Below are 12450 nucleotides of genomic sequence, written 5' to 3'. Positions count from 1 at the left end.
AAATACAGAGGTTTGGAGGCGTCTATGGCAAAGAATGAAGATGCAGATGCACCCTGGGGAACCCTGCCGACTCGCGGTCAGGTGGGCGTCGCCGATGTCATTTCCGCGCTGCGTGAACATGACGGGAAATTCGCGGCACGAGAGCAAAAGGTCGCTGATTTCGTTAAGGAAAACCTCGAAGATGTGACGAATATGACCATCGCCAAGGTCGCCGAGGCGGCTGATGTCAGCACGCCGACCGTGATTCGCTTTTGCCGGACGCTCGGCTGCGATGGCTTCCGCGAATTCAAATTGCGACTCGCCCAGAACCTCGCCGTGAGTCGCCAATATCTGCACCCCGACAACCCGGCGACCGAAAGCCTCGCTGGTGCGCCGCTCGACCGGGTGATCGGCGGCATTTACTCCGCCGCGAGCGCGCTTCACAAACAACTGCCCGCCGATGCGATCAAAAAGGCCGGTCATGTTATAGCCGATTGCCGCTATCTCGTCTCGGCGGGTATCGGGGGCGGCTCGTCCGTTCTGGCGGAAGAGGCCGCGAACCGGTTCTTCCGTCTCGGCATCCCGGCGGCGTCGGCGAGCGATGGCTATCTCATGCAAATGCGCGCGGCGACCCTGACGCCCAAAGACGCGATCCTACTCTTTTCCGCCAGCGGCGAGGCCGACGCCGTCATCGCCGCCGCCCGAGTCGCCCGCAGCTACGGCGCCGAAACGATTTGCCTGACCCGCGCCGGCTCACGCCTCGCCGCGGCCTGCTCGCTCCCGATCCTGATCGAAGTGCCCGAAGATCCTGACATTTTCAAACCCACCACCCTGCGTTACGCCTATCTCGCCGCCCTCGACGCCCTGGCGCTGACCGCCGCGCATAAACGGCCCGAACGCACCAAGGAAACCCTCCGCCGCATCCGCGCCTCGCTCACCGCCTATCACGGCCACACCGGCCCGCAGCCGTTGGGGGATTAAGCGCACGCCACTTTTGAGGCGGCTCACTCCCGCAGTCGCCACCCGGTCGCGAAGATCCAGCGGATGGTGGTGAGGCAGAGGCCGATCATGATGGTGACGGCGATCAGTGACACACCGACGGGCACGTCGGCGAGGTCGAAAAAGGCCCAGCGGAAGCCGGAGATGAGGTAGAGAACCGGGTTGAGTTTGGCGACACTTTCCCAGAAGGGCGGGAGCATCGAGGCGGAGTAGAACGCGCCGCCGAGGAAGACCAGCGGGGTGATGACCATCATCGGAATGATCTGAAGTTGCTCGAAATTCTTTGCCCAAAGCCCGATGATGAAGCCGAGCAGGGAGAAGGCGACGGCGGTCAGCAGGAGGAAGGCGACCATCCAGACCGGATGCGCGATCTGCATGTCCACGAAGAAAAAGCTGGTCGCGAGGATGAGCATGGCGACGAAGATCGCCTTTGTGGCCGCGGCCCCGACAAAGCCGAGAAGCACCTCAATCCAGCCCGTGGGCGCGACGAGGATTTCATAGATCGTGCCGGAGAATTTCGGGAAATAGATGCCGAAGCTGGAATTGGCGACCGATTGCTGGAGCAGGGTCAGCATCATCAGCCCCGGCACGATGAAGGCGCCATATTGGATGCCCTCGACGGACTGGATGCGCCCGCCGATTGCCGCGCCGAACACAACGAAATAGAGCGTCGTGGAGAGGACCGGCGAGGCGATGGACTGGGTCAGCGTGCGGAAAAACCGCATCATTTCCTTCTTGTAGATCGCGCGGACGGACTGCCAGTTCATGCGTGTTCCTCCACCAGATCGAGAAAGACATCTTCGAGATTGGACTGTTTGGTGGCCACGTCGCGCACCGCGAGGCCTGCGCCGGAGAGGTCGGCGAGCAAGCGCCCGATGCCGCTGCGGCCTTTTCCGGCGTGGTAGTCATAGCTGAGACTGTGGCCATCGGGCGCAAGGGTCAGGTCGCGATCCGCCAGCGCATCCGGGAGGGCGTCGATGGGGCTATCGAGTTCGATAATCAGCGTCTTGCGGCCAAATTCGCCCATCAGTTCCGCCTTGGAGCGCACCAGCAGGATCTCGCCCTTGCTGATGACACCGATCCGGTCCGCCATTTCCTCGGCTTCTTCGAGATAATGGGTGGTGAGGATGATGGTGACGCCGTTCTCGCGCAGCTTGCGGACGACCTGCCACATTTCGCGGCGGAGCGTCACATCGACGCCAGCGGTCGGCTCGTCGAGGAACAGCACACGCGGGCGGTGCGCCAGCGCCTTGGCGATCAAGACGCGGCGTTTCATCCCGCCGGACAGCTCGCGGACCTGCGCGTCGCGTTTTTCCCAAAGGGTCAGGCTGCGGAGCACCTCCTCGACATAGGCGGGGTCGGGTGGTTTGCCGTAGAGGCCGCGGGAGAATTTGACGCAGTTCTCCACCGTCTCGAACAGGTCCAGCGCGATTTCCTGCGGCACGAGGCCGATGAGTTCGCGCGCCTTGCGCCAGTCGCTGCGAATGTCATGCCCGCCGACACGCACGGTGCCGCCCGTCGGCACGACCAGCCCGCAGATCACCGAGATCAGCGTGGTTTTGCCCGCGCCATTCGGGCCAAGCAGCGCGATGATTTCGCCTTCCTCAATCGAGAGGCTCACATCGTTCAACGCCTTGGTGCCGCTGTCATATTGCTTGGAAATATGATCGACTTCGATAATCGCGCTCATCTCACCGCTCCCTCAACTGCCGCGCCGACGCTATGTGTTGCGCACCGGCTTGTCCATCGGCGGTTGCCGCTTGCGCAGGGTCAGGGTGAGGATCAGGGCGAGGCCGATGAAGCCCGCCGCGCCGACCGCGAATGCGGTGCTGTAGCTCCAATGGCTGACGAGGGGTTGGCTGGCAATGGGGGAGAAGAATTGCCCCAGAAAGATCGCAGAGGTGACCGCGCCTGAGACAAGCCCGCGCCGCGTCGCCGGGGCCGCGTTGAGGGCGGTGGTCAGGAAGGTCGGCATACAGAGCCCCATGCCCGCGCCGATCAGCGCCGTGCCGAGCATCGCGAAGAGGATCGTCGTGCCGATGGAGAGAAGAAAAAATCCGGCGGCGAGAAGCAGATAGCCGGTCACGGGCGTGCCGATACGGCCCAAAGTCGGGCGGATCCAGCCGGAGATAAACGCCATGATGGCGGCGGCGAACATCATCGAACCCATGGCCTCGCCGGTCTGGCGCGGATCGTCGAGGCCGATGCTGGCGAGGTGATAGGGAAGCTGCGTCGGCACGGCATAGAAGATCACAAAAGTGAGGCCCGCCGCGATGGCCATGATCGCGACCGTGAGCGGCCAGCCCGGTTCGCCCGGTGCGGAGAGATTGGGGTCCGCATCTCCCGTCGCGGCGGCGGAGGGTTCCGGCAAAAGCCGCGAGAGCAGTGGGAAGATGATGATGGAAAAGCCGTAAATGGCGAAGGGCAGGCGCGGGTCGCGCGCGGCGAGAATGCCCGCGATGGCGACGAAGACCAGCCCGCCGACATTCACCGTCGCGATTTGGTAGCCCATCAGGCGGCCACGGGCCGGGCCGTCGAAATAATCGCCGATGAGCGCCGCCTGTGCAGTCATGATCGCGGCGACGCCAAGGCCAAGGGCAAGGCGGCTGGCGAGGATCGCTTCGAGGGAGCCGAGATAGAGGCCCGCGGTTCCGGCCAGCGCATAAAGGATCAGCCCGGCCAGCAGCGGCGGGCGGCGCCCGATCCGGTCCACCACGGCACCGGCGAAAGGCGCGACGATGGCGACCAGCAGCGACGGCGCTGTAATCAGCAGCCGCGTCAGCAGTTCCGCATTGGGGTTGTCCGCGAACATCGCCTGAATACCGGGCAGGGCCGGGGTGATCGTCGCATTCGACATGATCGTCAGCGTTGCGGCGAGCATCAGCCCCCACGCACGGGAATCGCGTAACAGTCGGTCCATCGGGTTCGGGCCTTATTCTGGGCTGTGAGACGGCTTAAGCGGCGTCAAGCAAGGGCGTGGCCGGAGGGCCGCAACGGGGCTACTTATCCCTCAAAGAGCGGGGAAGGTCAAAAGCCTTTCGACCTATGGGCCGGCTCAATGCCGACTATAGACCGGCGTGGCCCCAAGGCTTTTCAGGATCGCCAGACCTTGCGACAGGCGCTGGCTGTCCGCCTCCGAGGTGATGGAACAGCGCACGAAATCCTCGCGCCGCCGGGAGGTGGAGAAATGCGAAGAGGTGACCACGCCGACGCCGCGATCCTGCGCCCTTTTGGTGTAATCATTGGCGTTATCGACGCTCAGCCAGAGATGCGTTGCGGGCATGTCCGGCGCGCTCGGGAAGAAGCGTTGCACCAGTCGCCAGCGCTCCTGCACCTCGCGGCTCTGCATTTCCGCCATCCGCATCGCCTCTTGCGACAGAAGGAAGCGTGTCGCGACGAGCAGCGGCACGGCGGAGGCGAACCAGCTTGTCGTCGCCGGGTCAGCCTCCAGGTTCTTCACAATCGGATGGTTGCCCGCGACAAAGCCGAAGCGCAGGGCCGGGGAGACGCATTTCGAGAGGCTGGAAATGATGATGTGCTCGCCCGTCACCTCGGTCGCGAGCGGCGGTTCTTCGGCGTAACTGCCGTAAACGTCATCCTCGATCAGGGTGATTCCATGCTTCGCAATGACCTTCGCAATCTCCGCGCGGCGGGCTTTGCGCATCACAGTCCCGGTCGGATTCTGCATATTTGGCACCGCCACCAGAACCTTCGCGCCGGTCATCCGGCAGGCCTGTTCGAGCGCATCCGGGAGCAGCCCTTCGTGGTCACATCCGACCCCGTGAAGGCGCACCCCGGTGAGCTGCGCGACGGTCTTGATACCGGGAAAAGTGAACTCCTCCGTGAGCAGTGTCTGACCCGAACGCATGACCGATCCGATGACCGCGTGGAGCGCCGCCTGCGCGCCCACGGTCAGCGCGATATTGAAGTCCGGGCGCTCCATGCCGCGCCAGCGGAGCCAGTCCCGCACCGCCTCCCGCGCGCGCTGAAGATGCTGGGGGCTCGGATAGCGGAACAGATCCTCCTCCTCGTCGATAACCCTATGCATTTCCTTGGCAATTTTCTCGCCAATGATGAGCGGCGGCACGATGGTCGAGAGGTCGATCATGTCGCTGCGGCCAATGGTTTCGGCGAACAACCGGGCGGGCTCGCTGGCGGGCATGATGAAGGTGCCGCGCCCGACCTCGCCGCTCACCAGCCCCTCCTTGGTCGCCTCGTTGATCGCGCGGGTGATGGTCGACAGGTTCACGCCAAGCGCATAGGCCAGCTCGCGTTGCGGCGGCAACCTGTCATTGGCCCGCAGTTCCCCGCTCTCGATCGCACGGCGCAGCGCACGGACGATCGCCGTCGGTTTGGATACCCCCGATTCCAGTTTCGGCGTCCACATTCCCACTCTCCCACCACTTTGTCCTGCATACAATGTAATCATTGACCCAGACAATCTTAACGAGAATTCTTGGAGTTAACATTTTAGGAAAACAAGCGGAAAAAGTGAGAGGTCGCCATGGATGTCGAAGATTGTTTGACCCAAACCATTTACGATCTCTTCACCGTGGAGGGGGCTGTCTGCGCGCCTGTGGGTCTGTCCAAAGAGGCGCGGTCGCTTGCGCTTTCCTGCGGCACCCAAATCGTTTCGCAAGCGACTGAAGACCTGCTCGCTTTTGTGGAACGCGACCCGTCGCTGATGGGGGAGCCGAGCTATGCGCTGGTCTCCAACGGTCCCTTCATGGCGACGCTGTGCTACCGGATCGCGCATTATGCCTGGGTCAATTCGCCGCGGATCGACGCGCGGCGCAATGCGCTGGCGATCTCCCATTTCGGGCGCGTTCTGACCGGCGCGGAGATTCACCCGGCGGCGGAGGTCGGGCGGCGCTTCATCCTCGATCACGGCACCAACACCGTGATCGGCGCGACCTGCGAGATCGGCGATGATTGTTATGTGCTGAACGGCGTCGTCCTCGGCGCGCGCGGGATCGCGGGCAATGCGCCGACCAAGCGGCACCCGACCATTGGCGACCGCGTCGAGATCGGCTCCTTCGCCCGTGTCCTTGGGGATATCCATGTCGGCGACGATGTGTTCATCTGCCCCCATTCCGTCATCACGCAGGATGTCCCGAGCGGAGGCGAGTTTCGCCGCGTGGTAAAAAACGGCCCGGTGAATCTCACGATCCACGAAGGCCGGAGGGGTGATCTGCGCAATGCCGTTTGAAACGCCGATCTTCCGGAGGGGCAATGTTCTGGTCAAAATGGAGGCGATGCAGCCGGGCGGCAGCCACAAGGCCCGCGCCGCGCGCTACATTGTGCGGCAGGCGATGGAGCGCGGCGATCTGACCCCCGGCGGCGATGTGCGGATTTTGGAGAAATCCGGTGGCAATCTCGGTGTCGGGCTGGCCTATGAAGCGTCGCGCCACGGGATTGGCGTCGATCTGGTCATCGGCCTCTCCTTCTCGCGGATCAAGCGCGCGCTTTGCGAGCAATTTGGCGCGAAGGTGATCTGCGATGATCGCTTGCGGAAGGGGGCCACGCCCAAAGAGGTGATCGCCCAGCTTCTCGATGAGAAACCGGAGCAATGGTTTTTCACCGATCAATTCGCCAATCAGGCGAATCTCGCCGCCCATTTGGCCGAGACCGGGCCGGAATTGGTGCGGCAGGTCGAGGCGGCCAAAACGCCGGGCCAGCCGATCATCCTCGTCAAAGGCGCGGGCACGGGCGCGAGTTTCCAGGCGATTGCCACGCGGATGCGCGAAGCGTTCGAGGACCTCTCCTGCGAGATGGTCATGCCCGAAAACTGCGATTTGCTGAAAGACACTTACGGCGATCACGGCCTTGAAGGGTTCGCCGTCGGCGTGCGCCCGCCTTTCCTCGATCTCGATCTGGTCGACCGCATTCATGTTGTTCCCGACAGCGCCGCGCGGCAGGGCCAGCGCGCCATGGCCCGCGAAATCGGCTATTTCCCCGGCATGACCAGCGGGGCCAATTTCGCCGCCGCGCAGAAGGTCGCGCAGGAGAATCCCGAGGCGTTGGTGGTCACGCTCGCCTATGACAGCGGCGAGTCCTATCTTCGCCCCGAACCCGTAGAACCGCCCTCGGCGGTGGAGCTTGCACATGCAGATTAGCAAACCGGCCACCGGGTTTTTCCCGGTGATCAAACTCGCCCTCTGTAACGGCTTGGGCATTTCCTCGGCGGTCATCTCGGTGACCGCTGCGGCGCTTGTGGCCCGGCAGGTCGGCTGGGGCGGCGCGATGGCCACGGTGCCTTACGGGATGCAGTTTCTCGCGCTGCTGCTCGCGACCTACCCGTCGGCGCAGCTCATGAAACGCTTCGGCCGCAAGCCGATCTTCCTGATCGCGGCGCTTTGCGGGGTGATCGGCGGGCTCCTCGGCTTTCTCGCCGTCAAAACCGCCGATCCGCTGATTTTATGCCTCGCCCATATCGCGCTCGGCATTAATCTCGCCAACGCCAATTTCTACCGCTTCGCCGCGCTGGAGGTCGCGCATCCCGCCAAACGCGCCTCGGCCATGTCGCTGGTGGTGTTCGGCGGCACCTTCGCGGCGATTGTCGGACCGATCCTGTCGCGCAAACCGATCTTTTCGCCGGATCTCTTCATCTCTGCCTATCTCGGGATCGCGGCGCTTAGCTTCGCGATTGTGCTGTTAATCGGCACGACGCATCTCCCACGGGCCGAAAAAGCCCCGGCCAAATTTGGCGGGGCGGAGATCAAGGCGGCGCTCAAGGTGCCGCAAATCGCGCTCGGCATGGCCTTCGCCGCCGTTGGCTACGGCGCGATGAACCTCTTGATGATCGCGTCCTCGCTGACGCTCGATCATCTGGGATGCCTCTACACCGAAATTTCGGTAACCATTCAATGGCACGTCCTCGCCATGTTCCTGCCCTCCCTCGTCATGGGCCGGATCATCGCGAATATCGGCGGGCTGACGGTGACGCTGGCCGGGGCGATCCTGCTGATCGCCTCCTGCATTGTCAGCGCCCTCAACCCGCTTTCCATTCCCGTCATCAAACTCTGCCTCATCGCGCTCGGTGTGGGCTGGAACATGACATATGTTGGCGGGTCTTACCTCGTTGGCGCCAATGCGCCCGAGGAACATGCGCTCTCGGTTCAGGCCATCAACGACGTCTCGATTGGCGTCTTCGCGATGCTGGGGGCCTTCCTCCCAGGGCTCATCACCGCGACGATGGGCTGGGCCGGTGCCAATCTGCTGGTGGTTGCCATCATTCTGCCAGTGGCATTGGCGGGGGCGGTCGTCATGAGAAAAAAGCCGGCGAGCGAACCGGCTAACACGGCGATCGCCTCCCATGGGCGCTGAGATGGATCAAAGCCGCGCGGGACTCTTCCCGTTGGTCGGCGTCAGGCTTTGATCCGTAACGAGGGCAGCGTCGTGAACAGCGCTGTCCTCACTTTGCCCCCGAGACATCGCTGCCGGTTCGCTTAATCAAGTGTGATCACAACCTCATGGCCATCCTCGCTGCGGCGCAGCCCCGGCTCGGGGAAGGCGGCGGTGAAGTCGTCGTGATAATAGGGCTGGACGAACCAGTCATGGGAGAGGTCCTCATAACCGATGGTAAACGCGATCTCATGCTCTGTGTCCGGTGCCAGCGCCAGCGGCGCATCGGCGCGCAGCCGGATCGGGCCAAGCCCGCCTTGGATCGCGTCCGCCTCCGGCATGGCGATCTGCGCATTCTCCAGCTTCACCGTCTCCCCATCCGCCATGAGCGCGGCCTTATCCAGAACCGCGCGCGCAAACGCGCTGGCCTCGGCGTCCGAAATCGCCCCGTCTCCATCCCTATCGAGATGCGCGAAAATCGCCTCCCCCTCATTGGCGGACGGCACGATCACCACCGTGATCTGCGCGCTGTCCATCCCAAGCGAAAGCTGCACCTGCTGGTCCACATAGCTATGCGGATGCGCCGCTGCGAGGGCGGGCGCCGCAACCAGCATGGCCGTCAGAACCCGCCTCATTCGACCGCAATCCATGCGTCGCCATAATCATTCTGCGGGTTGCGATACATGTTATGGGCGTGATCCGTCGGATCGCCGTCCATGGCCTGCGGAGAATATTCGAGGATCAGCGACGGCCCTGTGATCCGATAATAACCTGCGCCGAGCGTATCTGTCGGCCCCCACCAGCCGAAGGTGGTTTCGTCCAGTTCCGCCTCGATCACCTCCATCGCGGCGGCGGCGTCATCTTCGTTGATCAAGCCGATCCGCGTCTCGATCAGCGCCACGAGCAGCGCTTTCTGCTCGTCGTTAAGCCCGCTTGCACGGATACCCTCGGCGGCAATCTCGGTGCCATATTCGCCGGGACCGGAGAGCAGGTTGATCGCCTCATCGCTCTGGATCGCGGCCTCCCGCTGCGTCTCGTCCAGGCTGTCGATCATCGCCTGCGCGGCCTCGGTTTCTTCCTGAGTGATATAGACCGCCTGATCCTCAAAGGTGATGTTCAGCGGCTCGCCTCCGGTCAGCATCGGCGAGAAACTCACATCCGGGCCAACCACCGTTGCGTTGATGGCCAGATGATGCCCGCCAAACTGGAACATCCACGGCGCGGTGGTGGAGGGCTGGCCAAGGAACGAGACATAATAATAATCGCTGCCGAAATTCGCGCGGTCGCCGCCGTCCTGCCCGAGCGCGTCATCCGCCGCGACCTGCATGGCCGCATTGCGCGCGCCGTCTTCGCTGAGCACGGTCGCGATGAGCGCATCCAGAGCCTCAAGCTGCGTGTCATTCAGATCGCCCCGCATCACACCGCCGCGTACGACCGCCCCATCCGGGAAGTTGGACCAGTTGGCGCGCTGCGTATTGTCGTCAAAATCATAGATCGCCGCGCCGCGCTGCTCTTCGCTGAGGGTATTCAGAAACGCATCGGCGGCATCGACCATCGCGGCGGTCTGCGCGTCGGCGGCGGGCACCTCAATGCTGTCCTTCAACTCCATCGGCACTTCGGGCGTTTGCAGATTGCCCATCTGCGCCTGCGCCGCGCTGGCGGCGAGGAAGGTGGCGAATGAGATCAATTTGGTTGCGTGCATCATCAGTCTCCTGTGCTTTACTCATGGTTTATACGGTTCGGCGCGGCGGGTCCGTCGAAATCATTGTGAAAGGGACGTTATGTCGCAGAATGAAAAGGTTAGCGCGTTGCTGGCGCAGGACAACTGGACCGCCGAGCGCAAGGCGCTGCGCGCGCATCTGCTGGACGCGGGGCTGGAGGAGGCGGTGAAATGGGGCAAGCTGGCCTACACCCACGACGGCGCGAATGTGGCGATCATCTACGGGATGAAGGCCTATTGCGCGATTGGGTTTTTCAAAGGCGCGCTGCTTGATGATCCGGATGGGGCGCTGGTTGCCCCCGGCAAACATTCGCAGGCCATGCGGCAATTGCGGTTTGAGAGTGTGGCGGAGATCAACGCCCGCGCGGCGCAGATCACTGCGATGATCGCCACCGCGATTGAGGTGGAAAAGCAGGGGCTGGAGATTGCGTTTGAGGCGAAGGACACGCTCACCTATCCGGACGCGCTTCAGGCGGTGCTGGACGAGGACCCCGATTACGCGGCGGCCTTCGAGCGCCTCACCCCCGGACGGCAGCGGGGATGGGTTCTGCATATCAGCGACGCCAAGAAACCAGAGACCCGCCGCGCCCGTGCGGAGAAGGCGCGGGAGAAGGTGATGAACGGCAAAGGCGTCAACGAGCGTTAATTGTCGCAGCCCTGCTGGAAGCCGTTGTCGCAATGCGCCATCAGCCGCTCGGTGTCCGCATCGGTCCAGCCATCGGGCGCGGTGACGGCGTTCCACGGGCCGATATAATCATGGGCGTAGTAGGAATGGCCATGCCCCACCGGCGCGGCGGTGGAGAGCGCCATATCGACCGCGAGCTGGAACTGCGTCACGACCGGCATGAAGGTCAGATAGGGCGAGACATCGGGCGCGCGCTCCTCCCGCATCCATGTCGGCGCGCGCCAGAGCGAGGCGGGCTCGTAGAACACAATCGGGTCGCTGGAATATTGCAGGAAAACCATGCGGATATCGCTCCAGCCGTCCGGGCCGCCTGCCTCCTGAAAATGGCTGGCGAAACGCACGACGCGGCCGTCATCGACCTCCGGCGCGACATAATCGCTGCCCGGATTGCGGTTGCCCATGGCGGAATTCCAAAGCGCCGAGGGGAAGGGCGGGCCCGCCCAAAGCGCGCCGTCGATGGGATCGTCCAGCAGCGTGAAGAAATTCGCGCCATACATGGAGGCCCAAGCCCCGAGGCTGAGCCCGTGGATGTAAAGCTCGGGCCGGTCATTTTCGGGCAAGGTTTTCCAATAGCCATGCACCGTGTCTATCAGCGCGCGGGCCTGTTCCAGCCCGGCATCGGTTTCAAGGATCAGAGCCAGCGGCGATTGCAGATAGGAATATTGCGTCGCAATGGTCGCGATATCGCCGTCATGCATATATTCGACCACATCGAAACTGCCCGGATCGAGCCAGCCCGTGCCGGTCGGCAGGGCGACGAGCAGAACCTCCCGCTCAAATCCGCCAAGGCGCTGCAATTCCTCCAAAGCGAGATCCGCCCGCTCCTGCGGCGTATCGGCATTGGCGAGGCCGACATAGACGCGGATCGGGTCAAGCGCGTCTTCGCCGGTGAAATTGGTGATGCTCTCGGCGGTCGGGCCGCTGGTGACGAAGTTGCGGCCCGGCTGGCCCATGGCGGCCCAGTCGATCAGCGAGTTCGCACCGCCGGGGATATCCGGGTTTTCGGGCGGGGGCGGCGCGGTCTCGAAGAGGTCCTGCGCCGTGGTGTAGGAGGTGTCGAGCGCGCCGATCATCCAGTCCAGCACGCCGTCGCGGGTCACGGTGAAGATAATCAGCACGACCAGCAAAAGCCCGGCGACATTGGCCGTCCGCTCCGGCATGAACCGGTCGAGCCAGACGCGGAGGCGGTTGAAGAGCGCCTTCACCACATAGCCGAGGGCCATCAGCAGGGCCGCCACGAGCAGCGCGAGCAGGGTCATGCGGATGATGTCGCTATCGGCGACCAGCTCCATTCCCATCAATTCGCGGATGCTGTTCTGCCATTTGCCGACCTGCGAGAGCGCGTAGATCACCGTTCCGAGCACGGGGATGGCGAGCACCCCATGTGCGATGACGGCATTGCGCCCGGTGAAGCGCGGCAATTCCATCTGCCGCCAGAGCATCAGCAGGAACCGCCCGATCATATAGCCAAGCGCTGCGACGAGACCTCCCAGAACCCCCTGCACCAGTGCGCCTCGCGGGATCAGCGAAGGCGTTAGCGAGGCCGCGAAGAACAGGAGGCCCAGATAGACGGGCAAGAGCGATAGGCCAAGGGGTCGGAGTGCGCGCATGTCGGTCCCTCTAAATCTCTGCAATTCCAAGCGCGTTCTACCCGCAAAGGCGTTTCGCGAACAGCCCCGGACCCCTGTCAATTTGCCGCAAGGCGCCGCTTGGCCCGATTTTG

Annotated in this window: 12 protein-coding genes; 5 read left to right on the top strand and 7 right to left on the bottom strand. The window is 63.4% G+C overall.

From position 1 onward, the window contains the following. Positions 1 to 24: 24 nt before the first annotated feature. On the top strand, positions 25 to 960 hold the full coding sequence (locus ACMA5I_RS08095; RefSeq protein WP_525885748.1) for a MurR/RpiR family transcriptional regulator: 936 nt from the start codon (positions 25 to 27) through the stop codon (positions 958 to 960). A 23-nt stretch (positions 961 to 983) separates the two neighbouring features. Here the strand turns inward: ACMA5I_RS08095 and ACMA5I_RS08090 are convergent, their stop codons facing one another. From ACMA5I_RS08090 to ACMA5I_RS08075, 4 genes are all read right to left on the bottom strand, one after another. Next, positions 984 to 1745, bottom strand: a complete 762-nt coding sequence (locus tag ACMA5I_RS08090) for an ABC transporter permease (protein ID WP_525885747.1) — start codon at positions 1743 to 1745, stop codon at positions 984 to 986. Next, the gene (locus ACMA5I_RS08085; protein ID WP_525885746.1) at positions 1742 to 2668 is read right to left on the bottom strand and encodes an ATP-binding cassette domain-containing protein; all 927 of its coding nucleotides are present in this window, start codon (positions 2666 to 2668) and stop codon (positions 1742 to 1744) included. Before ACMA5I_RS08085 ends, ACMA5I_RS08090 begins: the two co-directional genes overlap by 4 nt. Positions 2669 to 2698: 30 nt before the next feature. Next, entirely contained in the window at positions 2699 to 3898 is a 1200-nt protein-coding gene (locus ACMA5I_RS08080; RefSeq protein WP_525885745.1) for an MFS transporter, read from the bottom strand. Between the two features lie 135 nt (positions 3899 to 4033). Further along, positions 4034 to 5365 (bottom strand): aminotransferase-like domain-containing protein, encoded by a 1332-nt coding sequence (locus ACMA5I_RS08075; RefSeq protein WP_525885744.1) that lies wholly within the window; start codon positions 5363 to 5365, stop codon positions 4034 to 4036. A gap of 117 nt (positions 5366 to 5482) precedes the next feature. Between ACMA5I_RS08075 and ACMA5I_RS08070 the strand changes: the two genes are divergently transcribed. Genes ACMA5I_RS08070 through ACMA5I_RS08060 form a run of 3 tightly spaced genes read left to right on the top strand, consistent with a single transcriptional unit; the run spans position 5483 to position 8304 of the window. Next, positions 5483 to 6187 carry a serine O-acetyltransferase gene (locus ACMA5I_RS08070; protein ID WP_525885743.1) on the top strand — a complete coding sequence of 235 codons (705 nt, stop codon included), beginning with the start codon at positions 5483 to 5485 and terminating at the stop codon, positions 6185 to 6187. Further along, entirely contained in the window at positions 6177 to 7094 is a 918-nt protein-coding gene (locus tag ACMA5I_RS08065; protein WP_525885742.1) for a PLP-dependent cysteine synthase family protein, read from the top strand. Before ACMA5I_RS08070 ends, ACMA5I_RS08065 begins: the two co-directional genes overlap by 11 nt. Next, on the top strand, positions 7084 to 8304 hold the full coding sequence (locus tag ACMA5I_RS08060; RefSeq protein WP_525885741.1) for an MFS transporter: 1221 nt from the start codon (positions 7084 to 7086) through the stop codon (positions 8302 to 8304). Before ACMA5I_RS08065 ends, ACMA5I_RS08060 begins: the two co-directional genes overlap by 11 nt. Before the next feature lie 122 nt (positions 8305 to 8426). Here the strand turns inward: ACMA5I_RS08060 and ACMA5I_RS08055 are convergent, their stop codons facing one another. Both ACMA5I_RS08055 and ACMA5I_RS08050 read right to left on the bottom strand, forming a co-directional pair. Beyond that, a complete protein-coding gene (locus tag ACMA5I_RS08055; protein ID WP_525885740.1) occupies positions 8427 to 8957 on the bottom strand; it encodes a hypothetical protein in 531 nt (176 codons plus the stop codon). Then, positions 8954 to 10024 (bottom strand): DUF3500 domain-containing protein, encoded by a 1071-nt coding sequence (locus tag ACMA5I_RS08050; RefSeq protein WP_525885739.1) that lies wholly within the window; start codon positions 10022 to 10024, stop codon positions 8954 to 8956. Before ACMA5I_RS08050 ends, ACMA5I_RS08055 begins: the two co-directional genes overlap by 4 nt. Positions 10025 to 10103: 79 nt before the next feature. Here ACMA5I_RS08050 and ACMA5I_RS08045 point away from each other — a divergent pair, with 79 nt between their 5' ends. Then, positions 10104 to 10688 carry a YdeI/OmpD-associated family protein gene (locus ACMA5I_RS08045; RefSeq protein ID WP_525885738.1) on the top strand — a complete coding sequence of 195 codons (585 nt, stop codon included), beginning with the start codon at positions 10104 to 10106 and terminating at the stop codon, positions 10686 to 10688. On the opposite strand, the gene ACMA5I_RS08040 is transcribed toward ACMA5I_RS08045, so the two are convergent. After that, positions 10685 to 12337 (bottom strand): alpha/beta hydrolase, encoded by a 1653-nt coding sequence (locus ACMA5I_RS08040; protein ID WP_525885737.1) that lies wholly within the window; start codon positions 12335 to 12337, stop codon positions 10685 to 10687. The two genes, ACMA5I_RS08045 and ACMA5I_RS08040, sit on opposite strands and share 4 nt — an antisense overlap. Positions 12338 to 12450 lie beyond the last annotated feature (113 nt).

This window comes from Jujubicoccus corallicola (assembly GCF_047345645.1).
Classification (GTDB): Bacteria; Pseudomonadota; Alphaproteobacteria; order Rhodobacterales; family Rhodobacteraceae; genus JBLEFH01.
The sequence above is the reverse complement of the archived record's forward strand: the minus strand, read 5'-3'. Positions and strand labels throughout refer to the sequence as shown.

Bases quoted from the DNA above. Each gene is read 5' to 3' on its own strand.
- ACMA5I_RS08095 (WP_525885748.1), top strand. From the start codon at position 25: ATGGCAAAGAATGAAGATGCAGATGCACCCTGGGGAACCCTGCCGACT.
- ACMA5I_RS08090 (WP_525885747.1), bottom strand. From the start codon at position 1,745: ATGAACTGGCAGTCCGTCCGCGCGATCTACAAGAAGGAAATGATGCGG.
- ACMA5I_RS08085 (WP_525885746.1), bottom strand. From the start codon at position 2,668: ATGAGCGCGATTATCGAAGTCGATCATATTTCCAAGCAATATGACAGC.
- ACMA5I_RS08080 (WP_525885745.1), bottom strand. From the start codon at position 3,898: ATGGACCGACTGTTACGCGATTCCCGTGCGTGGGGGCTGATGCTCGCC.
- ACMA5I_RS08075 (WP_525885744.1), bottom strand. From the start codon at position 5,365: ATGTGGACGCCGAAACTGGAATCGGGGGTATCCAAACCGACGGCGATC.
- ACMA5I_RS08070 (WP_525885743.1), top strand. From the start codon at position 5,483: ATGGATGTCGAAGATTGTTTGACCCAAACCATTTACGATCTCTTCACC.
- ACMA5I_RS08065 (WP_525885742.1), top strand. From the start codon at position 6,177: ATGCCGTTTGAAACGCCGATCTTCCGGAGGGGCAATGTTCTGGTCAAA.
- ACMA5I_RS08060 (WP_525885741.1), top strand. From the start codon at position 7,084: ATGCAGATTAGCAAACCGGCCACCGGGTTTTTCCCGGTGATCAAACTC.
- ACMA5I_RS08055 (WP_525885740.1), bottom strand. From the start codon at position 8,957: ATGAGGCGGGTTCTGACGGCCATGCTGGTTGCGGCGCCCGCCCTCGCA.
- ACMA5I_RS08050 (WP_525885739.1), bottom strand. From the start codon at position 10,024: ATGCACGCAACCAAATTGATCTCATTCGCCACCTTCCTCGCCGCCAGC.
- ACMA5I_RS08045 (WP_525885738.1), top strand. From the start codon at position 10,104: ATGTCGCAGAATGAAAAGGTTAGCGCGTTGCTGGCGCAGGACAACTGG.
- ACMA5I_RS08040 (WP_525885737.1), bottom strand. From the start codon at position 12,337: ATGCGCGCACTCCGACCCCTTGGCCTATCGCTCTTGCCCGTCTATCTG.